The following is a 20383-nucleotide window of genomic DNA, read 5'->3' on the forward strand; positions in this document are numbered from 1 at the left end:
AATTGCGCTCTATTAAAGCAGCGCTTGCTGGGGCCGCGCGCTAGGGGGCAATTTCCCGCTGCGCCAGAGATCGTCGGTATGTTCGACGACGAAGTTTTCCGCGGGCGGGGGTGGGCGAAATTGGAAGCCGATGACATCCTTGATCGAGCCGTGGAGCCAGCGCTCATATTCATGGGGCATGAGGAGGACAGGCATGCGGTCGTTCGTTGGATGGACGAGCTCGTTCGCGTCCATCGTCATGCCGGCGTAAACGGGACCCATTTCGGGGGTGTTCTTGGCGAAGCCGGCCCAGGCCATGATCGGCTGGCCTTCGGCCGAGAACCAGCTGCGGGTTTTCTCGCCGGGCGAGCCGTTGGGGTTCGCGAAGTGCGTCAGCGGAATGAGGCAGCGATATCTGGGCTCGACGACGAGACCTTCCCACATCGGGTTGGTGAGATCGGCGACGAGGCCGATGCGGCCCGGCGGATCGCCGCGCAGCCGCATCTCGCGGGTGAGGCGCGGGAAGCCCCAGAGCATCTGGCGAAGGTGCCGTCGGCCGTTCGTTTCGTGGACGACGAGACCGGGGAGGGCCTCGATCGTCTCCGAGGGAACGGCAATATCGGTAAAGCCGCCGGCGCCAAAATGATCGGCGACGTCCGAAGCCGTGGCGGCAAGAGTGTAGAGGCGGCTCATCTCTCGAGCTTCAGGCGAAAATCTTCGTCCATTTTTGGACTTGTTTCGCAAAGCTCGCCGGCTCGAAACCGAGACCGATCTCGGTTTCGACGAGCGGGGCGCTGCCGCCGGCGGCGTAGAAGCCTCTGATGTCGCACTCGCCGAACGGGTCGAACTCCTGCGCCCAGCGATCGAGGGCGATTGCGCGCGCGTGGAGCGCGGCGCCGCCATGGTCACCGAGCCGATGCTCGCGCGCGAAACGCTCAAGCAGACGGCCATGCTCCGCAATGTCGTTCGGACTCTTCACCACAAGATGCCGGATCGTCTCGATCGCGCGCGCGAGATGCGCGCCGGTGATATGCACACCATTGATCGCGGCGAGAAAACCGCCGGGTGCGAAAAAATCATTGGCGGCAGCATGGCCGCGGATGCGGTCGTCACCTTCGGATCTGTCGAACTGGATTACGTTGCCCATGGCCGGTCTTTCGCTGCGATTCGGTCATGCACTATAGAACAAAAATGGAACAAATGCGAATCTGCGTTGTGTCGATCAGGGGTCAACTGCGGCGGGTTGAGGAACAAGGAAGAGCGTGCGGCCCTCGACGCGCCAGGCGGCGAGCTGGGACAGGAAATTCATACCGAGCACGTCCGTATTGCCGAGCGCGGGTGAGATCACGACCTTTAGCCGCCGTGCCCCGATGGCGCCGACCGCGAGCGCATCGACCGTTCCGGGCTCGGCCCGCACCGTCCCGTTCGCGGTCTGCATCAGGAGCGGCAGCAGCGTTGCATCGGCCTCGACCCCGGCTGCGCGGGCGGTCTCCTGCGATAGCGCCGTCACGGTGGCGCCGCTGTCGACGAGCATCTTTCGTTTGACGCCATTGATTTCGGCATCGACCCAGAAATGTCCGTCGCGCGACATCGGAATGCGCACCTCGCTGCCGACGACCTGCTGTCGATCGAGACCGATCGCCGCGGTGAGGCGGCCGAGGTTCGGATCGAAGGGGGCGTGCTGAAGAATGAGGAAGATCGCGAAGGCGAGAAGCGCGAAGGAGAACAGGCCGCGCAGCACGCGGCCGACATAGGGGATTTTGAACAGCAGGATCAAGACGAGCGCGGCGCCAGCCGCATAGATCGCGAGTTGCTCCCAAGGGAGATCGGTGGTGAGAGGCATATCGGCCGCTTTACCACCGGCCTCGTGTCGCGTGGCTGAACGATCAGCTCTCGGAGATCGTCTCGTCCTCGATCGCCGCGGTGATCATTCTTTCCCACACCCCGGCATCCCCGACAGCCAGCATGCGCCCGCTCGGCTCCCGCATCGTCTTGAGGATAGCGAGCGCCGCGGCGGTATACTCCGGCCAGAGCATATCGACGGCATCGGCCGCCGACTGCAGTTCGCCTTCGCCGTTCCGGCTGAGCTCATGTCCGGCAAGGACCCTGGCTATCCGCTCCACCGGAGACGTTGCTGCAGCGTCCCAGGTCATCGGCCGTGGTTCAGATAGATGCGCACGGCGTCCGCGCTGTTTCCGACAGCATCGACGGCCTCGCGAAGTTCATCCTCGCCCACGCCGAGGCTCTCGGTCCAATCGCGGACTTCATAATCTTCGGAAAGGCTGATCCGATCGCGATCGGAGGCGCCCGTCAGTCTCTTGTCATCCGCCATCATGGTCTCCTGTATCTGCGCTCGCGAAGCCGGGCCGCGCGGGAGCTGCGGCCCGGCCCAGAAGGCGCAGTCAATCTGCGCCTGTCTGTGCCGCGATTCTGTCGGCACCATGGCTTCGATACCTCTTCCGCCGGTTGAGCGGAGTGGCGCTCTCAACCCCGAATGACGCGCCGACGACGGCAAGCGTTCCCGAGAAAATTTTCGGATTAACACAGGTTATTCCGGGGGTGCCGAGGCCGGGGCGGCGCGGAACTTTCGAAGCGAGCCAGCGTTACCCGGACATCCACCACGGATGAATTGGCGCAGCTTTCAACGTCCCCCGCAAGTGCGGTCGGGCGAGTGGCGGACTGCGTCCAGACGGGAGAATTATCATGTTCAGATGGGCTATCATCTTTGCCGTCGTCGCGCTCGTCGCGGCGCTTCTCGGCTTCGGCGGCATTGCCGGCCTTTCGGCCGACTTCGCCAAGATCTTGCTCGTGATCGGCGTCGTCCTCTTCATCGTCGCCTTCGTCTTCGGGCGCGGACGCCGCACATTGCCCTGAGTTTCCGGGATGGCCGAAGTTTCCAATTTTGCCATCCTCACGGGTGCCGGCGATCACAAACCCCTCGGTCGCCGGCACACGACTACTTCCCCGAAAGGACGTTTCATGACCGACCTTATCTTCGTCCACGGCATGTTCCAAAACCCGAAAAGCTGGGAGAACTGGATCGGTTATTTCTCGGCACGCGGATATAATTGCGCGGCCCCCGCCTGGCCGCTTCATGAAGGCGAGCCGCGCTCCCTTCGCGAAAATCCACCAGCGGGTCTTGGCGATCTCCATCTCGCGGAGGTCATCGCCTCTATCGAGGCGCAAGTTGCCGGGAAGGAGCACCCCGTCATGATCGGACACTCGGTCGGCGGGCTCATCACCCAGATATTTGCCAGTCGCGGCCTGATTTCCGCCGGCGTTGCAATCAATTCGGTCGCGCCGAATGCAATGATCGACTTCGACTGGGGCTTCATCAAGAATAGTGCAATTATCGCCAATCCCCTCAAGGGTAATGAGCCGGTCCTCATGGACGCGAAGACCTTTCACGGTGCCTTCGCGAATACGCTGTCCGAAGAGGAGGCGGCGGGCGAGTTCGATCGTACTGCGACGCATGACAGCCGCAATGTCCTTCGCGATTGCATGGGCGCCGATGGACGGATCGATGTCGATGCGCCGCACGCACCGCTGCTGCTGGTCGGCGGCGAGAAGGACGAGATCATTCCCGCCCATCTCACCGAGAAGAATTTCGATGCCTATACCGATGCGGGCAGCGTGACCGAATTCCTGCCGTTCGCCGGTCGCAGTCACTACATCTGCAACGAGCACGGATGGGAGGAAGTCGCCGGAGCGGCGCTTGCCTTTATCGAACGATCAGCGCGCGCGCCCAACACCGCGACCGCAAGCAGCTTTGTCTAAACTACAGCCGGACGGCCCTGTGACCACGGACGGTCGCTACTTTGTGGTGCGCGGGCGTCTGTGGCGCATGTCTGATCCGTCGCTCACGCAAGATACACGCATTCGGCTGGTCTCCGAACTTATGGCTGCACGCCGGGGCGTGAAGGACGCGCTGCGAAACAGGGACGCTGTCGCGTTGCGACACGCCCGATCGGCGGTCGATCGTACGAAGCGCGCGCTTGGCGAACGCGGACCGGTCTGGTGGGACGATGGCGCCCCCGATTATAATCGGCGGATGGCCATCAACACGCCGTATGCGCAGTGGTTCAAGGGCTTGACCGTCTAGGCTTGGCGTGTTTTCGCTCGGTCAGACGTCATGATTTTGCCGTCAGCAGAGGAGCCGTAGAGCCGCGATGCAGCGTCAGCATCGCCGTACCAATCCCCGCTGCAGGAACGATCATCATGCGCTCGGAGGCAATGCCGCGATCCTCGAGCAAAGTGGCGAGGATTCTGATCTGGGCTTCTTCGCCGGCTATTTCGATCGTCGCGGCCGGAGCCGCGCGAAGGACGGTGGCGAGGTCCGCGGCTCGGCCGAGACCTCTGCTCGTCAATTTGGGCCTGTCTTCTTCGAAGCCTTGAAAGGTGAAGGTCCTGCTCTGGCCCTCGCGCGATGCAAGCCAATCGGCCATCTCGCGCGTCAGCGATCCCGATGCCGCCGCCATGGTCGAGCCGTCGGGCAGCGTGACGAGCGCACTCGTCGCTGCATCCGGCGGCGCGGCCTCGACCGGTTCGCTGCCGCAGGACTGGAGCGAGAGTGTCGCGGCGCCGAGCGCGAGAACGGAGGTCATCAGCAGAAGAATACGGGGCATCAGTCGTCCTTGATCCCCCCTCTCATCACCAACGCGCGGCGTGAACGGACGTTGCCGCAACCGCGCGGGTTTTAAGCCGCAGCCTGCACGGCTGCAGCGTCCCGATATCGGCAGATGCTGCGGCCGCTTCGCTTTGCGGTATAAAGCGCCTCGTCGGCGAGGCTGATCAGTTGTTCGAGGTCGCGCGACAGGTCGTCGCACACGATATAACCGATCGACGTCGAAACGCGGATATCATGGCGTCCGACGGCAAAGGGACGCGCGATCGAAGCTGCAACGCGTTCCGCGAGCATATAGGCCTCGTCGGGATTGCCGATCTGAAGCTGCACGATCACGAACTCGTCGCCGCCAAGGCGCGCGGCAATGTCGCCTTCGCGCAAGGTCCCTGAAATTCGTCTCGCGACCGCGGTGAGCAACGCGTCGCCGACGGGATGGCCGAAGCTGTCGTTCACAGGTTTGAAGCCGTTGAGGTCGATGCAATGAAGGGCGATCGGGCGGAGCTTTGCGGCGCGCACATTAAGGTCGAACCATTCGCGCAGCGCCAACCGGTTGGGCAGGTCCGTGAGCCCGTCGCTTCGCGCGAGCGAGGCGAATGTAAGCCGGCGGCCGATGTCGTCGAGGGCGCGGGCGTGTCTTTTGCGCAAGCTGAAGATACCGCCCGCGAGGAAGGCGGCGGTCATCAGCGCGGTCGCGATGTGGAGTGGCTTTCCGGCAACGAGCATCGTGACGACCGGCGGCATGACGGCGAGAAGGAGCGAAGCGATTGCGATGCGCGGGCGAAGGCTCGTCCCGGCCGCGACGCCGGCAGCATAGCCGATGACGAGGCAGATCGCGAGCTTGTCGATGGCTGGATCGGGTAAGGCAAGCGCCCGCGCCGCGAAGAAGCCGAGCATGGCTGCAAAGACGATATAGCTCGCCGCATAGCGGCGCTCGAGCCGGCGGGCCTCACCGAGTGTGATCGCGGAATTATCCGCGGCGGCTGCGTCGCGCGAGGCGACGAGGAGCCGGGCGATCGAGGCGAGGACGCCGATCGCATAGGGTCCCGCGATTAGCATTTCGCCCGACTGTGCGATGATCAGCGCCCCGCATATGAGAAAGCCGAGCGACATCACGAGCGAGGGCAGCAGGCCATCGTAGAGACTTCGGATAAGTTCGATCTCGATCGTATCGGGTGAATATTTGACCGGGGTCGACATCGCTCAGCTCCTTGCCGAGAATTACCGCCCACCGGGAGGACCGGTTCCGCCCGCGGACGGCCGAACCTCCTGAAATCCCGCACGCTTCAGCCTAAACCCCGAGCGTTAACAAAGTTGGAAGCGGGACGCATTCGAAGCCCAAAAAGGTAAAGCCCCGCTGCACAAGGCTGCGGGGCTTTCCTGAAGTCGGGTCCTGAGACCCGAGCTTGCAAAGTAGATACGCGCGGACCGCAGGATCGTTCCAACGGCCGTCGATTATTTTTCGATTATCGGCAGCGCACATTGCTGCGATCGATTTCGCGCCCGACGGCTGCGCCGCCGATGGCACCGATCACGGTGCCCAGCGTTTCCGACCTGCCGTCAGCGATGACGTTGCCGAGCACGCCGCCGGCGATCCCGCCGACGATCAGTCCTGTCGACCCGTCGTTGCGGCGGCAGTAATATTTATTGTCGCGGCCGCGATAGATGCGGTCGTTGTCGTTGAGGCGGCGTTCGCGATACCTCCGGTCGTTGCGATAGTAATTCTCCGCATAATAGCCGCTGTAGCGCGGGTCGGGGCGGTCATAGTCATAGCGGCCATATTGGTCGTAATAGGCGCGATCATAATAGCCATAGCCGCCATCGTCATAGGCGTAGCTGCTACCGGTCGAGGCGCAGGCCCCGACCATGGCGGTTGCGGTGGCGAGAGGAAGGATCATCAGGCGGTTCATCGGCATCACTCCATTTTGTTGCGTGCCGGGCCGACCTTGGCGGGGCATGCGCTGGCCCCTCATGATCTAGACCCCTGAAGCCATGTCGAGTTCCGCCGCCTGCCATTTGAAAGCTAACGGAAATCCCGAGGTTTGATCTTAATGCCTTCGGTGGGTTGGCCGGGAATGATACCGGACCCGAGGCGGAGGTCGGGAATATAGATGTCGCGCGGATTGCGGCCGAGCGGCTTCGTCTCCGGATCGCGCGGATCGGGGCCGACGGGGCTCTTGACGACGTCGGCGCGGCCGACCCTGTAGATATCGGCGATATCCTTGCGTTGCCCGACGCTCGCGAGCAGCGGGGAGAGGTCGTCGAGCCTTTGAGCGACGATATGGATGACCTCGCCCTCGCGCTGAACCTGACCGCGCACACCCATCATCGCCGCGCCGAGGACGACGCGGCGATATTTCTCGAAGACATTGGTCCACACGACGAGGTTCGCGACCTCGGTCTCGTCTTCGAGGGTGATGAACATGACGCCCTTTGCCGAGCCCGGCTTCTGACGGACGAGAACGACCCCGGCGAGGTTGACCCAGCGGCCGTCCTTGATGTCGTGAAGCTCCCGGCAGGTGATGATCTTTCGCGAGCGAAGCTCGTCCCGCAGGAAGGCGAGGGGATGGGCCCTGAGTGACAGACCGGACGCTCTATAGTCCTCGACGACCTCGGCGCCTTCGCCCATCGGCGCGAGCAGCGTCGCTGGTTCCAGCGCTTCGCGCTGGAGACGTCCGGCGCGTTCGTCGGCAGCCTGGAAGAGGGGAAGGGCGGCAGGTCCCAAACCCTTCACTTCCCATAGCCCTTCCCGGCGCGAGCTTCCGAGCGAGGTGAAGCCGTCCGCATCGCCGATCCGGTCAAGCGCGCCGCGCCCGACCCCGGCGCGGCGCTGGATTTCCTCGGCGCTGCTATAGGGCTCGTCGGCACGGGCCGCGGCGACCGCGGCGCCATCTTCGTTGGCGAGGCCGCGGACCATGCGCAGGCCCAGACGCACCGCATGATATTTGCCGTTGGCAGTCTCTTCGAGCGTGCAGTCCCAGCGGCTGTGATTGACATCGATAGGCCTGATCTCGACGCCATGATTGCGGGCATCGCGGACGATCTGCGCGGGCGCGTAAAAGCCCATCGGCTGGGCGTTGAGCAGCGCGGCGCAGAATGCGTCGGGATGATGGCATTTCATCCACGACGAGGCATAGGCGATGAGCGCGAAACTCGCGGCATGGCTCTCGGGAAATCCGTAGGAGCCGAAGCCCTCGATCTGCTTGAAGGTCTTTTCGGCAAACTCGCGGTCGTAGCCGCGGCCGACCATGCCATCGATCAGCTTGTCGCGGAAATGGCTGACGCCGCCGGTGAGTTTGAAGGTCGCCATCGCGCGGCGGAGGAGATCGGCCTCGCTCGCCGTGAAGCCGGCGCATTCGATCGCGACGCGCATCGCCTGCTCCTGGAAGAGCGGGACCCCTAGCGTCTTCTCGAGCACGCGCCTGAGCTCGGGCGTCGGATAAGTGACCTCCTCCTGTCCGTTTCGGCGGCGGCGATAGGGGTGGACCATGTCGCCTTGGATCGGACCCGGGCGGACGATCGCGACCTGGATCACGAGATCGTAGAAGGTGCGCGGCGCCATGAGCGGGATCGAGGCCATCTGCGCGCGGCTCTCGATCTGGAAGACGCCGAGGGTGTCGGCCTTGCGGATCATCGCGTAGGTCGCAGGATCTTCCGCAGGAATGGTGGAAAGATCGTGCTTCAGTCCCTTGTGATCCTGCAGGAATTCGAAGGCACGGCGCATGCAACTCAGCATGCCCAATGCAAGGATGTCGACCTTCATGAAACCCAGGGCGTCGATGTCGTCCTTGTCCCATTCGATGACCTGCCGGTCTTCCATCGCGGCGGGTTCGATCGGCACGAGTTCGTCGAGCCGGTCGCGCGTCAGCACGAACCCGCCCGGGTGCTGCGAAAGGTGGCGGGGCGTGTTGATGAGCGTGCGCGCCAGCTCGAGCGTCAGCGCGAGGCGCTTGTCCCCGAGATCGAGGTTCAGCGCTTCGGCATGCTTTTCCTCGACGCCCTCGCGGCTATAGCCCCAGACCGCGCTGGCGAGCCCCGCGGTGATGTCTTCGCTAAGCCCGAGCGCCTTGCCGACTTCGCGGACGGCGCCGCGCGAGCGGTAACGCGTGATGACCGCGGTCAGTGCGCTGTGGGTCCGGCCATAAGTCTCGTAAATCCACTGGATAATTTCCTCGCGCCGCTCATGCTCGAAGTCGACATCGATATCGGGCGGCTCCCGGCGCTCGGCGCTGACAAAACGCTCGAACAGGAGTTCGGACCGCACCGGATCGATCGAGGTGATACCGAGGACGTAACAGACCGCGCTGTTCGCCGCGCTGCCGCGGCCCTGACAGAGGATCTCCCGGCGACGTGCTTCTGCGACGATCGAGTGCACCGTCAGGAAATAGGGCGCGTAATCGAGTTCGCCGATCAATCTGAGTTCATGCTCGAGCTGGGTACGGACCGCCGGGCTGACGCCTTCGGGGTAGCGGAGTGGGGCCTTTTCCCATGTCAGTCGCTCTAGCTCCTCCTGCGGCGGGCGTCCGGGAACCTGGATCTCGTCGGGATATTGATAGCGCAGCTCTTCGAGACTGAAGGTGCAACGCTTCGCGAAATCGACCGTGCGCGCGACCGGCGAACTATCCTGGAGGTAGCGGAGAAACAGGCGTTCCATCTCGGCCGCCGTCTTGATGTGGCGGTCGGCGAAGCGTTCACGGCGATCGCCAAGCTCGTCGATCGTGCATTTCTCGCGGATGCAGGTGACGACATCCTGCAGCAGGCGCCGGTCGGGCATATGATACAGGACGTCGCCGGTTGCGAGCGTCGGCACTTTCGCTTTGGCGGCCAATGCTGCGAGATCACGCAGCCTGATCGCATCGCCGGGGCGGCGCCGGATCGTGAGTGCGAGATAGAGGCGATCGTCGAAGATGCGCCTTGCGCGAGCGATCGCCGCCTCGGCTGCGCCATCGGCGCGGTCGGGAAGCAGGATTGCAAGCAGGCCTTCGGTCCAGTCCTCGAGATCGGGCCAGTCGAGATGGCAGGAGCCCTTGCCGGCGCGCGCCTTGCCGATGCTGAGCAGCCGGCACATCCGGCCATAGGCCAGCTTGTCGGTTGGATAGACGAGAAGGGCGGTGCCGTCGGCAAGATCGAGGCGCGTGCCGGTGAGCGCGCGGACCCCGGTAACCTTCTCGGCGTCCCACGCGCGCACGATCCCGGCGACGCTGTGCCGGTCGGCGACGCCGAGCGCGGGTAGGCCGAGCATTGCAGCGGCGGTGAAGAGCTCCTCGGGTGAGGAGGCGCCGCGCAGGAAGCTGAAATGCGTCGTGACCTGCAGCTCGACATAGGCCGGTCCTTCATCGGTCATGCTAAGGCGCCGCTATTGAGCGGCCGCACTCTCAAGCGAATGCGATTTGATGCCGGCCGCACTCTCAAGCGAATGCTCCGTGAATAAACCAGCGCATGGAGCCGGTGGCCGGATTGACCCCGTCGCCGAGGCGGAAGAGCCAGTAACGGCCGCCCGTCTCGGTCTCGACCTGATAATAGTCGCGGACGGTGAGGTGGGTTTCGCCTTCAATCCCGCCCTCGCGCCACCATTCGCCCTGCAGTCGCTCGGGTCCGTCGCCCTGCGTGACGCGGTAGCGCTTGCGGCGCCAGATGAAGAGGCGCGGGGCATCATCGGGAAGCAAGGCGACGACATCGACCGGCTCGGGCCGCCCGAGCATGCGCGATGGCCGCGGCCATTCGCTCCAGCTCTCGCCCGTCTCGGGCGCGAGCGCGGGCAGGGGAGCAACCGAGCGCTCAGGCATCGCGCTCGGTCGCGGCGCCGCGCGACGGAGCGCGCGCTGCCCGAACCGGTTGGCGAGCGTGTCCACGAGCGCGGGAAGATCGGGGCCGCGCCGTCCGATATTTTCAAGCGCGTCGGCCTGGCTCCCTTGCTGCCGCTCGGCGAGCGCGGTGACGAGAGTCATCGCCTCGATCCCGAGACCGGGATCGACGCTCTCGATCCGCGCGGCGAGCAGTTTCGCGAGATGCCGGGGATCGCGCGACGGCGATGCGGTTCCGATACGGATGGCCTGCGTCTGACCATCGACGCGGTGGAAATAGCAGTCGAGGCGCCGCGCACCCGTTCCGGCGCGGGTGAGTTGGCCTGCGATATCGTGCGCAAGGTCGCCGATCACCTGCGCCAAAGCATCCGCCGTCGCGAGCGGCTCCATGAAGCCGCGCCTCGCCTGCGGCAGCTCTTCGGGGAAAAGCGGTTCGATGGGCTCCGGGAGCGTGCCGAGTGCCTGGTCGAGGCGGCGATGCAATTCGCGCCCGAACCGTTTCGCGAGCGGACCGCGGGGGCTCCCGATCAGCTGTTCGATTCGCTCGAAACCCAATTTGCGCAGGCCGTCGACATCGGCGGACGGCAGGCGGAGCGCTGCGACGGGCAGGAGCGCGATCGCCTTTCGGTGCGCTCCGGGTTCAACCGTGACGGGCCGTCCGGCGGGAACATGGCGGGCAGCCGCATGCGCGCAGCCGGCCGTATCCGCGACCGCAATTTGCAGGCTGAGACCGAAGGCCGCGACGCGGCGATGAAGATCCTTGAGCAAGGCTCGCTCGCTGCTGAAGATGGCCGCGCAGCCCGTGATGTCGAGCCAGAGCCCGTCGGGTGGATCGGGCGCGACAATCGGCGAATAGCGTGCGCCTGCCCAAAGGGCGAGGCGCCGCAACCCGTCGAGATCGGCCTCGGGTTCCGCGTCGACGACATCGAGCTCGGGCGCGAAAGCCCGCGCTTTCGTGATCGTCATGCCTGTCTGGATGCCAAGTATCCGCGCCTCGCGGCACGTCGCCGCGACGATACGCCGGCCATGGTCGGGAATCGCGGTAACGAGCGGGCGGGGCGGGGCGCTGCCGTCAGGCTGCGGCTTGCGCATCTTCCTGCGCAGCCGGTCGGTCGACCAGTGCGGCAGGAAGAGCGATACGACCCGTCGCATCGCAGCCCTCCACGATCCAGTTGTGCGGATTTCCGCCCCGCGCGCGCTCGAGCGCGACGCGCCAGCGCGCGCGTCCGATCGCGGGGATGCCGAGATCCTCGGTCGGGCTCGCGGTGATGCGCCAGCGGGTCAGAGCGGCGCTGCCTTCGGCAGGCTCGCCGGCCTTGCAGGCGCGGCGGAAGATGAAGGCGGGGACTCCCGAGGCTTCGGCGGCGAGCTGCAGCCGCTTCGAAGCGGTTGTGCTATATTTCTTCACCTCGCCGACGACCCCGGCGAGCCCCGGATGGCGGAGGCATTCCTCCATCGCGAGGAGGACGTTGGTGTCGCTGCCCGCTTCGACATGAATCAGCCGGTCGGGATGGAGCCCGGCAAGATGGAGCGCGGGGGCGAAGAGATCACGCCAGCGCAGGCACCAGAAAACCGGGCCGTCGCTCCTGGCGAGGATACCGGCAAGGAAGATCGTGGCGCTCGCATCGTCCGCCAGTTCGGGACTGCCGGCGAGCTCGTGAAGCGCGCCGGTGGCGATTCCGCGCGCAGGAATTCGCGAGTCGAAATCCTCGATACCGAACGGGATGACGTCATGACGCGCGCCAACGCCTTCGATTTGCGCAATTTTGGCGCGAATATCTTCAAGAACGACGGACTGGAGCATAGGTGCGGATAACTCGGTAAGCTGGTCTTATGTTCCTTCTTTGTTCTTGTTGCCCGCTGTTCGTCAAGGCGCGCTGCGGCGAAGCGGTGTCATCGCTGTGGATGAAAGACCGGAAAGCGAGGGTGCCGGGGGTGCCGCCGGCCGGAGGGAGGTACGAGCCGGCGGCGGCGCATACTGAAGGTTCGGACCCTTGCGCCGGGATGCGGCAACGGAGCGCGGAGCGGGGCAGGCGCGACGGCCGCGGGCCCAGCTTTCGCGTCCGGAGTCATGATTTCCGCTGAGGCCCATTGTCTCCCGTTGCATGGGACCTTTCCCTCATTGGCTGCCTGATTGCGGGGCTCGGCTCGCCTAATGCCGTCAACCCCCTGCGGGGGTTCGCCCTCGCATGCGCTCGGTGACGGCGGCTCACGGCCCCTCCTTCTGGCGCCATCGGGGATGGTCCCCGAGCATCAAAGGAGACTGAACATGGGTACCACCATCGGAAATCTGACCCTCAAGGACGACGGCAGCTATGAAGGCACGCTCGCGACCCTGATGGTCACCGTGCCGATCGCAATCGTCCCGAACGGCCGCAAGATGAAGGAAAGCGAGCCCGATTTTCGTGTCGTCAGCCGGCGGAACGGATTCGAACTCGGCGGCGGCTGGGTGAAGACCGCACGCTCGACCGGCGCCGAATATATCTCGGTGTCGCTCTCCGCCCCCGAACTCGGCGAGATCTTCTGCAACGTCGCGAACGCGCCGGGCGACGACCCTTCGAAGAAGGTGCTGATCTGGAACGCCCCCGGCAACTGACCGGACAGCATCGCGGCCCCGCCTCCGGGCGGGGCCGCATTTGCATGTTCGTATCACGCTTTGTCGAGCGCGGCCTCTATCGCGTCGAGAATATCCTCGAGCTCCTGCGACATATAGCCACCTTCGTCGCTGGCGCGGTCGACCAGATTGCCCTCGTCGCGGATACGGATGAGCGACGTGAGCGCTTGGCGTAAATCGTCATCCATCTGGTCGGCCTTTCCAGTCGAGTAGCGCGAAGCAAGCTTGGCGGCAGCATCGGTCCGCCTCGTCATCGGGCAGCCATCGCCATATTTCAACGGCAACCGGGAGGAGGGGCCCGACATGGCTTCCGCCGCCGCGGCACCAGTCCCGCTCTCGATTGCCGCTATTCCCTTGGCCGAGGCCCGGCCTCCTACAGTCAACCCTTGCAGGGTCCCTGCGCAAGCTTGGGCCGCGGCTTTGCCGCGGTGACTGCGGCCTGTCCCCGTCCGGCGGGGCGACTGTCGAGCGGGAATGGTCCCGCTCCTGATGCAGGAGCCCCGATATGTCGCTTTCTACCGCCCAATCGCTTGGCTGGAACCTTGCCCGCACGATGATGACCATCATCGTCCTCATCGAAACATCGGCTGGATACTCAGTCATGCCGCTCGACGAGTTCGACGGCGATCCCACTTGCATCGTCTGCGAATATGACCCGTTCAACCGCTGATATCGCGCGGGATTTCGCTCCAGGGTGGACCCGGTTCCGGTTTCACCTTCGGGGCGATTTCGCTATGCCCGCCGGGCAGATTGCGCTGCGGTGGTGGTGGAGAGCGCGTCCGACAGGAGGACGCCCGTGACCTTTATCATCATCCTCGGCGCTGCGGCTGCCATCTATATCGCCGTGCTGATGTTTCGCCTGGCTGCGGTGGCGCTTCCGCTTTACGCCGGCATCGGCATTTCGATTTACCTCATCGGCCGCGACTTCGGCTATCCGGCCTCGATCGCGGCCGGATTGCTGGTGGGGGCTTTCATTCTCGTTGCCGGACGGGCATTTTGCGCTGTCCTGCCGCCCTTCTATCGCGCGATCGTCGCGGCAGTATTTGCCGGCCCCGCCGGTTTTGCCGGTTATCAGGCCGCGAAGGGGCTGGCCGGGCTCGCGATTGGCGGAGGATATACGCTTGAGATGCTCGGATTGGCAGGCGCTCTCGCGGCAGCCGTTGCAGCCTGGCGGGGGCTCGGCACAGCCGATAGGAAGCGCAAGCGCGGCGGAGCGACCGGCAGAGCTTGAGCCTGATCTCTTTGAATCAACCGGGTCCGCTCAACTACCGAATTCGCGTCGAAGCCTCGCAGCATCCCGCACCAGCCCGGCCTCCGATCTGCGCCATCTGCCGGCAAGCCGCTGACGCTGGATCGCTGGCCGCAACGGCGGGCCTGCGACTTTCTTCCCCCGGCGTTCCGCCGTTCCTCGCGAGCCAAGAAACTCTTTGCCCGCCGTCCTCCGCTTCGCTTCGGGCCTGGCGGCTGCGGCGCGCTCCCTTGCCGGCGGTCGAAGCGCATCGAGGCGGCGCTGGTGCGGCCCGACATGCAGCAAAGGACATCGTCATGAGCAAGATCGGCATCTTCAAACTCGTCTCGGGTGAATATCAGGGCGAGATCGTCACGCTTTCGGTGCAGGCCAGATCGGTCCGCATCACCCCCGAGCAGAACCACAGCGGCAACGCCCCAAGCCACCGCGTCTTCGTCGGCGACGCCGAGGTCGGCGCAGCTTGGTCGAAGACGAGCCAGGACAAGCGTTCCTATCTTTCGGTCAAGCTCGACGACCCGAGCTTCATCGCCCCGATCTTCGCGCAGCTCTTCGCCGGCGAAGAGGGCGAATATGACCTGGTCTGGAGCCGCCAGAATCGCCGCAACGACAATTGATGCGGCACCCATCGCCCGGTCTCGGCCGGGCGATGTTATATCCAATTTGAGGGCTTTAGCGTGCGTAGCTCGGATATTTTTGCGCTAAGTCCATGATGTATGCGCCGGTAACCACGCCGCCGTTGGCAGGCCAAAGCCGGCCGAAAGCGGCGGTTTATTCTCCTCAAACGGGTCGGAGGTGCAAATGGATCAGGCAGTCGGATGGCAGTCGCCATATTTTCCGAAAATATTCGAGCGATATGATCGCGCGGACTTCGCGCAGGAATTCCTGCGGCGAAGCCCCGCTTATCGCGGCGCCTATGCCGCCGCCGCGGCGGCGCCGGGCGCCGACCGCACGCGGCTCTTTCGGCGGCTCGCCAGCCGCTGGGGGTTGGTCTTTCGCCTTCGATCCTGATCTTCCGGCCGCGGCCGCACCCGCCCTGTGGCGGCCGCAGACCTGCGCCTTCGTCACGATCGCGCGGCCGGCGCCCAAGGGCTTTGCCGCGCTGCGCCTCGCCGAGATCGTCGACGGGCCCGAGATTGCCGCCGAGTTGCTCTCGTACCGCGACTGGCATGTCGTCCTGCTCGCCGGGGGACGGCACTATCGTCTGCTGATCCGGCGCTGCTGCGCGAACGAGCGGCTGGCGTACCTCACGCCCGCCGATGCGCAGGCCGGCCTCCGTGCCTCGCTGATCATGGCGCTGCACCGTGAACTCCTCGATACGGGTGGCGCTCGTCCCGCGCCCGACAGCGTTCCGGGTGCGACCGAGCACTGGCGCCTGGTGCAATGGCTTCGCCTTCTCGACGCCATGGCCGAGGGCGCATCGGCCCGCGACATGGCGGCGGCGCTGCTGCTCGCCGAGACGCGCGGCTATTCCGCCGCCGAATGGGACGCATCGAGCGAACGCCGCCGCATCGCGCGCTGGCAACGCGCCGCCGTTGCCATGCGCGACGGCGGATTCAGCGCGCTGCTCGGCGCAGACTGATCGGGACATTCCGACGCCCATCACTTTGTCCGTTCCGAATTCTCCGCCTGATTTTCCAAGAACGCCTCCTCGTTCCTGAACCCTGATCTGGGTTCCGGTCCTTGGCAGGAGGCCCCATTGTCCGATCGTCCCACGCCCGTTGTCGCCCGCTATCTGAGAACGCCGGAGGCGGCCGTCCACTTGAGCCTCTCGGCGGCGACGCTCGAGAAGCATCGCTGCTACGGGACCGGGCCGCGCTATCACAAGCTGGGCGGCCGGGTCGTCTATGCAATCGCCGACCTCGACGCCTGGGCGGCGATCGGACGCAAGACATCGACGTCGGATCCCGGCGTTGGCGACATCTCGCCGCTGCGCCCGGGTCGCCGCTGATGCGCCCGCGAATGGCATCGGCTTTGCCGTCTCCCATGCCGGCGACCGCCCCTCCGCCTGTCGGCGTTCGGCTCCCTGCAAGCGGCCTCACCGACGTCGAGATGACCTGGATCGAGGGCCGTCTCGAACAGCAGCTTCGCTTCGGGCGGGTTGCGGCCGAGCGGTCCGGCGGTCCGCACAAGCGCATTGCATCTTTCCGTCCGGGGGCGAGCTTCGGGCTGCTCGGCTGCACCGTGAACGATCTCGGACGTGTGTTCTGGAGCCTTGCCATCATAAGGACGGTAGCACCCGGTGCGCCCTTTGGTACCCATCCGGGTGTTCACCCGGGAGGGGAAGTTCTTCTCAGCCTTTACGACCTCGAACTGATCCGGGCGGTATGCCGCGAGATCGACATGATCGAGGCCTCGGGCGTCGATGCGTGCGACGTGTCGCCCGATCACTGGCGCCATATCGGGCAGCGGCTCGCCGCCGCGCTGCCGTTCCGCTCCTACTCGGCTGAACGCCATGCCGCGTGGCTGCGCCGCGGCGAGGCCCGGCCATGAACCGGCGGTGGCTCCGCACCACCGCGGCCTGCGGCGCGCTCTTTTGCGGGCTGTTCGGGGCCGCCGCGATCCTCGCGCCGCAGCCGCGGCTCATCTGGAACGCGAGCGCGAGCGTGCCTGTCGGGCTCTACGCCATCGACGTCGGCGCCAAGCCTGCGCGCGGCGACCTCGTCGCCATTGCGCCGCCCGCGCCGCTCTCCGCCTGGCTTTCGAAGCGCGGCTACCTGCCGCGCGGCGCGCCGCTTCTGAAACGGGTTGCCGCAACGAGCGGCGCGCTCGTCTGCCGGAGCGGTGTCTTCGTCACGATCGACGGCGCGCCTGCGGCGCGCGCGCGATCTGCCGACCGCATGGGACGGACGCTGCCGCTGTGGCTCGGCTGCCGCCGGCTGGGGCGCGGCGAGCTCTTCGTCCTCGGCCTGTCTCCCGATAGCCTCGACGGCCGATATTTCGGGCCGCTCCCGGCATCCGCCGTCATCGGCACCGCGCATTCCATTCTCACCCGCGACGCCTCCGGCGCGCCGCTTCGCTGGCGCCGGAACGGCGCGCGGCATTCCACCAACTTGCCGGACGAGGAACAGACATCATGATGATCGGAAGCTTTCAGACCGCAGGCGATGGCTATGCGGGATCGATCCGGACCCTCCTGCTCGACGCGATGATCGCGATCGTTCCGGCTGCGCCGTCCGACGCGGAAAACGCGCCAGGCTGGCGGGTGCTGCTCGTCGAGGCCGACGATGGAATCGAGATCGGAGCGGGCTGGGACCGCAGCGGCGAGCGCGCCGGTTCCTATATCGCGCTGCAGATCGACGACCCGGCCTTGCCCGCGCCGCTGCGCGCCAATCTCATTCGCTCCACGCGAAACGAGGATGAATATCATCTTCTGTGGTCGCGCCCGGCACCGCAGGCGAAGGGCTGAGTGATGCGGCCTTCGGCTCACTCGGCGCGCTTCCGCGCCATGCGCATCGCCGCTGCCGCATTGCTGGCGCTCGCGGCGCTGCCTGCCGGTCCGGCGGCAGCCCGTGAGCAGGCTGCCGCCGCGCCTGCCGCTCATCCTTATGCACCGCATGTGAGCGAGGCTTCGCATCGGTTCGCCATTCCCGAGGCATGGATATGGCGCGTCATGCACGTCGAAAGCCGCGGCCGATCGCGCGCCATGTCGCACGCGGGGGCGATGGGATTGATGCAAATCATGCCCGCGACCTGGGCCATGTTGACTGCGCGATATGGGCTGGGACCGGACCCGTTCGATACGCGCGCGAATATCCATGCGGGTGCAGCCTATCTGCGCATGATGTGGGACCGATATGGCGACGTTTCGCTCATGCTCGCCGCCTATAATGCGGGTCCCGGCCGCGCCGACGCCTATGCGGCGGGACGGCGCCGACTTCCCGCCGAGACCATCGCTTATGTTGCCGCGATTGCTCCGGCGATCGGCGCATCGGGCGTCGCTTCGCTCGCCCCCGCGCCGACACCGACGGCACCGTCCTGGCGCAGCGCTTCGCTGTTCGCCGAACGCCCCGGCGACGATGCGACCGCGCTGCCCGGTGCGCCTCCGCTGCAATCCGGGCGCAGCGCAAATGCAGCAGAAGGTACATCACCTCGCGCGCCTGCGGCGCTCTTCGTTCCGCTTTCCGGCCGCGACCAATGACGCATCGCGCCTCGCCTTCGATGGCTTGCCGGGACCTGTTGGCTCGGGGGTTTTGGCTCGTGTGGAAGGGGAAGGGGGCATGGCAAGATAAAAGACCGGCCAGCTCGCTGGCGGTATGTGGTTGGTTTGTCTCGGCTTTTGCGTATGGCACATCGTCCGCCGCGCCATATTTGATGCGGGATACGTCTTCCTTTCAACGGCTTGCCGTCTGGCACGCAGTCGATGAGCGGTGACGACAATGATTTCCGGGTCAGGCCGGGACGGGGGAGAGACGCGGGGGCGGGTTCTGCTGGCCGCGGCAAGCGGCTCGCGGCGGAGGTGCGGCGTGCGGCCGCGCGTTCCGGCGCCACGCGGCTCCGGCGCGCCGGGCCTTCGCGCGGCGGGACCGGCCGCCATGGGCGCGGCCGCCGGGCGCTTGCGGTCATACGGCGCGGCGCGGCGATGCGCCGTGTCACCGTGATGGCGCGGATCGTCCGTCAGCGCGGGGCGGGGTTTCGTGCCGCCCCACTCGGACGTCACATAGCCTATCTCGAACGCGACGGCGTAACCCGCGACGGACGCGACGCCTCCATGTTCGATGCCGCCGGCGATGAGGCCGATCGCGGAGCCTTCGCTGAGCGCTGCGGCGGCGATCGTCACCACTTCCGCTTTATCGTCAGTCCCGAGGATGCGGCCGAGCTTGGCGACCTGCGCGGCTACACGCGCGACCTTATGCGCCAGCTCGAGGTCGATCTCGAGACGCGCCTCGACTGGGTCGCGGTCGATCATTGGAATACCGACAATCCGCACATCCATGTGCTGGTGCGCGGGGTCGCTGCCGATGGCAATGATCTCGTCGTCGACCGGGGCTATATGGCAGAGGGTGTGCGCGGCCGTGCGTCGGAACTTGCGACTCTCGAACTGGGGCCACGGAGCGAGCTTCAGGTCGATGCCGCCCTGCGCCGCGAAGTCGAGGCCGAGCGCTGGACCAGCCTCGATGCCGAGCTCGCGCGGCGATCGCGCGAGAATGAAATCGTCGACCTCCGTCCGGTCGCGGGGCGCGAGGCGGGAACCAACCGGCACCTGTTGGGGCGCGTCGCGAAGCTCGAAGCGCGGGGGCTCGCCTCGCGCATCGGCCCCGCCCAATATCTCATCGATCCGGCGGCCGAGGAGCGGCTTCGCGCCATCGGGGAACGCGGCGATATCATCAAGACCATGCACCGCGAGATGTCGGCGCGCGGGATCGCATTCGATCCTTCGGCCCTGGCAATCGGCGAACAGGGCGAACGGGCAGTCATCGGCCGCCTCGTCGCACGCGGGCTCGACGACGAACTCGCGGGCTCCGCCTATGCGATCGTCGACGGGGTGGATGGCCGAACCCACCATATCCGCTTTCCAGACCTCGAGTGGACTGGCGACGCAGAGCCTGGCGCAATCGTCGAGCTGAGGCACTGGGACGGCCGCGACGGCGCCCGCCACATCTCGCTCGCGGTTCGCTCGGACCTCCCGCTCGGCGAGCAGGTGGAGGCCCGCGGCGCGACCTGGCTCGATCGGCAGCTTGCCGCGCCCGACCGGTCGATGCGCTCGCAAGGGTTCGGCCGCGAGGTCCGGGATGCGATGAAGGCGCGCACCGCCTTTCTCGAGCGCGAGGAATTATCGCCGCGCGGCATGGAGCGCCAGTCGTCCCGTGAGCGGATCGAGATGCTCCGCCGCAGCGAGATCGACGCGGCGGTGGACGCGATCGCGGCGCGAACCGGGCTCGAACATCGACCATCGGCGGCGGGCGAGCATGTCAGCGGCATCTACCGCGAGCGCGTGCAGCTCGCCTCGGGACGCTTCGCGATGATCGACGACGGGCTCGGCTTCCAGCTCGTGCCCTGGCGACCGGCGCTCGAGCCGCACCTCGGCAAGCATATCAGCGGAACCGCGACAGCGACCGGCGGCATCGACTGGTCGCTCGGCCGCGGCCGCGGGATCGGCATCTGACCGAACAGGAGAA

Annotated in this window: 27 protein-coding genes; 15 read left to right on the top strand and 12 right to left on the bottom strand. The window is 65.9% G+C overall.

Annotated features, from left to right (window positions below):
• Positions 1 to 12: 12 nt before the first annotated feature.
• From VGN68_RS18860 to VGN68_RS18880, 5 genes are all read right to left on the bottom strand, one after another.
• Positions 13 to 672 (bottom strand): SOS response-associated peptidase family protein, encoded by a 660-nt coding sequence (locus VGN68_RS18860; RefSeq protein ID WP_287408518.1) that lies wholly within the window; start codon positions 670 to 672, stop codon positions 13 to 15.
• Between the two features lie 10 nt (positions 673 to 682).
• The gene (locus VGN68_RS18865; RefSeq protein ID WP_287408516.1) at positions 683 to 1126 is read right to left on the bottom strand and encodes a hypothetical protein; all 444 of its coding nucleotides are present in this window, start codon (positions 1124 to 1126) and stop codon (positions 683 to 685) included.
• A 75-nt stretch (positions 1127 to 1201) separates the two neighbouring features.
• Entirely contained in the window at positions 1202 to 1822 is a 621-nt protein-coding gene (locus tag VGN68_RS18870) for a retropepsin-like aspartic protease family protein (protein ID WP_287408515.1), read from the bottom strand.
• 43 nt (positions 1823 to 1865) lie between these two features.
• Positions 1866 to 2132 (bottom strand): hypothetical protein, encoded by a 267-nt coding sequence (locus VGN68_RS18875; RefSeq protein ID WP_287408514.1) that lies wholly within the window; start codon positions 2130 to 2132, stop codon positions 1866 to 1868.
• The gene (locus VGN68_RS18880) at positions 2129 to 2422 is read right to left on the bottom strand and encodes a DUF3606 domain-containing protein (RefSeq protein WP_287408512.1); all 294 of its coding nucleotides are present in this window, start codon (positions 2420 to 2422) and stop codon (positions 2129 to 2131) included. Before VGN68_RS18880 ends, VGN68_RS18875 begins: the two co-directional genes overlap by 4 nt.
• Before the next feature lie 260 nt (positions 2423 to 2682).
• Here VGN68_RS18880 and VGN68_RS18885 point away from each other — a divergent pair, with 260 nt between their 5' ends.
• The 3 genes from VGN68_RS18885 (at position 2683) to VGN68_RS18895 (ending at position 4081) form a co-directional block, all read left to right on the top strand.
• Positions 2683 to 2853: a DUF1328 domain-containing protein gene (locus tag VGN68_RS18885; RefSeq protein ID WP_077029184.1), complete on the top strand. Its 171-nt coding sequence runs from the start codon at positions 2683 to 2685 to the stop codon at positions 2851 to 2853.
• Between the two features lie 105 nt (positions 2854 to 2958).
• Positions 2959 to 3756: an alpha/beta hydrolase gene (locus VGN68_RS18890; RefSeq protein WP_287408509.1), complete on the top strand. Its 798-nt coding sequence runs from the start codon at positions 2959 to 2961 to the stop codon at positions 3754 to 3756.
• 175 nt (positions 3757 to 3931) lie between these two features.
• On the top strand, positions 3932 to 4081 hold the full coding sequence (locus VGN68_RS18895) for a hypothetical protein (protein ID WP_327478942.1): 150 nt from the start codon (positions 3932 to 3934) through the stop codon (positions 4079 to 4081).
• Positions 4082 to 4109: 28 nt separating this feature from the next.
• Here the strand turns inward: VGN68_RS18895 and VGN68_RS18900 are convergent, their stop codons facing one another.
• The 6 genes from VGN68_RS18900 to VGN68_RS18925 form a co-directional block, all read right to left on the bottom strand.
• Positions 4110 to 4604 carry a hypothetical protein gene (locus VGN68_RS18900; protein ID WP_327478944.1) on the bottom strand — a complete coding sequence of 165 codons (495 nt, stop codon included), beginning with the start codon at positions 4602 to 4604 and terminating at the stop codon, positions 4110 to 4112.
• Positions 4605 to 4675: 71 nt separating this feature from the next.
• A complete protein-coding gene (locus VGN68_RS18905; RefSeq protein ID WP_287408505.1) occupies positions 4676 to 5800 on the bottom strand; it encodes a GGDEF domain-containing protein in 1125 nt (374 codons plus the stop codon).
• A 266-nt stretch (positions 5801 to 6066) separates the two neighbouring features.
• Positions 6067 to 6510, bottom strand: coding sequence for a glycine zipper 2TM domain-containing protein (locus VGN68_RS18910; protein ID WP_287408503.1), 444 nt, complete (start codon positions 6508 to 6510; stop codon positions 6067 to 6069).
• Positions 6511 to 6623: 113 nt separating this feature from the next.
• The gene (locus tag VGN68_RS18915) at positions 6624 to 9944 is read right to left on the bottom strand and encodes an error-prone DNA polymerase (RefSeq protein WP_287408502.1); all 3321 of its coding nucleotides are present in this window, start codon (positions 9942 to 9944) and stop codon (positions 6624 to 6626) included.
• A 64-nt stretch (positions 9945 to 10008) separates the two neighbouring features.
• Positions 10009 to 11556 carry a DUF6504 family protein gene (locus VGN68_RS18920; protein ID WP_287408501.1) on the bottom strand — a complete coding sequence of 516 codons (1548 nt, stop codon included), beginning with the start codon at positions 11554 to 11556 and terminating at the stop codon, positions 10009 to 10011.
• Entirely contained in the window at positions 11477 to 12208 is a 732-nt protein-coding gene (locus VGN68_RS18925) for an ImuA family protein (RefSeq protein WP_287408499.1), read from the bottom strand. The genes VGN68_RS18920 and VGN68_RS18925 overlap by 80 nt, the downstream gene beginning before the upstream one ends.
• Before the next feature lie 465 nt (positions 12209 to 12673).
• Here VGN68_RS18925 and VGN68_RS18930 point away from each other — a divergent pair, with 465 nt between their 5' ends.
• Positions 12674 to 13000: a DUF736 domain-containing protein gene (locus VGN68_RS18930; protein WP_056350326.1), complete on the top strand. Its 327-nt coding sequence runs from the start codon at positions 12674 to 12676 to the stop codon at positions 12998 to 13000.
• 53 nt (positions 13001 to 13053) lie between these two features.
• Here the strand turns inward: VGN68_RS18930 and VGN68_RS18935 are convergent, their stop codons facing one another.
• Positions 13054 to 13272 carry a hypothetical protein gene (locus tag VGN68_RS18935; protein WP_287408496.1) on the bottom strand — a complete coding sequence of 73 codons (219 nt, stop codon included), beginning with the start codon at positions 13270 to 13272 and terminating at the stop codon, positions 13054 to 13056.
• Positions 13273 to 13523: 251 nt separating this feature from the next.
• Between VGN68_RS18935 and VGN68_RS18940 the strand changes: the two genes are divergently transcribed.
• From VGN68_RS18940 to VGN68_RS18990, 11 genes are all read left to right on the top strand, one after another.
• Positions 13524 to 13688: a hypothetical protein gene (locus VGN68_RS18940; RefSeq protein WP_287408494.1), complete on the top strand. Its 165-nt coding sequence runs from the start codon at positions 13524 to 13526 to the stop codon at positions 13686 to 13688.
• Positions 13689 to 13712: 24 nt separating this feature from the next.
• On the top strand, positions 13713 to 14249 hold the full coding sequence (locus VGN68_RS18945) for a hypothetical protein (RefSeq protein WP_287408492.1): 537 nt from the start codon (positions 13713 to 13715) through the stop codon (positions 14247 to 14249).
• Between the two features lie 314 nt (positions 14250 to 14563).
• On the top strand, positions 14564 to 14881 hold the full coding sequence (locus tag VGN68_RS18950) for a DUF736 domain-containing protein (RefSeq protein WP_287408618.1): 318 nt from the start codon (positions 14564 to 14566) through the stop codon (positions 14879 to 14881).
• 184 nt (positions 14882 to 15065) lie between these two features.
• Positions 15066 to 15275: a transcriptional regulator domain-containing protein gene (locus tag VGN68_RS18955; protein ID WP_077029190.1), complete on the top strand. Its 210-nt coding sequence runs from the start codon at positions 15066 to 15068 to the stop codon at positions 15273 to 15275.
• The gene (locus VGN68_RS18960) at positions 15181 to 15846 is read left to right on the top strand and encodes a DUF2285 domain-containing protein (RefSeq protein ID WP_287408489.1); all 666 of its coding nucleotides are present in this window, start codon (positions 15181 to 15183) and stop codon (positions 15844 to 15846) included. The genes VGN68_RS18955 and VGN68_RS18960 overlap by 95 nt, the downstream gene beginning before the upstream one ends.
• A gap of 117 nt (positions 15847 to 15963) precedes the next feature.
• Complete coding sequence (locus VGN68_RS18965; protein WP_054727809.1) at positions 15964 to 16215, top strand: helix-turn-helix transcriptional regulator; 252 nt, start codon at positions 15964 to 15966, stop codon at positions 16213 to 16215.
• Between the two features lie 35 nt (positions 16216 to 16250).
• Positions 16251 to 16757: a DUF2840 domain-containing protein gene (locus VGN68_RS18970; RefSeq protein ID WP_287408483.1), complete on the top strand. Its 507-nt coding sequence runs from the start codon at positions 16251 to 16253 to the stop codon at positions 16755 to 16757.
• Entirely contained in the window at positions 16754 to 17344 is a 591-nt protein-coding gene (locus VGN68_RS18975; RefSeq protein WP_287408480.1) for a S26 family signal peptidase, read from the top strand. Before VGN68_RS18970 ends, VGN68_RS18975 begins: the two co-directional genes overlap by 4 nt.
• Positions 17341 to 17673, top strand: a complete 333-nt coding sequence (locus tag VGN68_RS18980) for a DUF736 domain-containing protein (protein WP_287408478.1) — start codon at positions 17341 to 17343, stop codon at positions 17671 to 17673. Before VGN68_RS18975 ends, VGN68_RS18980 begins: the two co-directional genes overlap by 4 nt.
• 3 nt (positions 17674 to 17676) lie before the next feature.
• Complete coding sequence (locus VGN68_RS18985; RefSeq protein WP_287408476.1) at positions 17677 to 18405, top strand: lytic transglycosylase domain-containing protein; 729 nt, start codon at positions 17677 to 17679, stop codon at positions 18403 to 18405.
• Between the two features lie 222 nt (positions 18406 to 18627).
• Positions 18628 to 20370 carry a relaxase/mobilization nuclease domain-containing protein gene (locus tag VGN68_RS18990; RefSeq protein WP_327478956.1) on the top strand — a complete coding sequence of 581 codons (1743 nt, stop codon included), beginning with the start codon at positions 18628 to 18630 and terminating at the stop codon, positions 20368 to 20370.
• Positions 20371 to 20383: the final 13 nt, after the last annotated feature.

It is taken from the genome of Sphingopyxis sp., from assembly GCF_035998965.1.
In the GTDB taxonomy this organism is placed as follows: Bacteria; Pseudomonadota; Alphaproteobacteria; order Sphingomonadales; family Sphingomonadaceae; genus Sphingopyxis.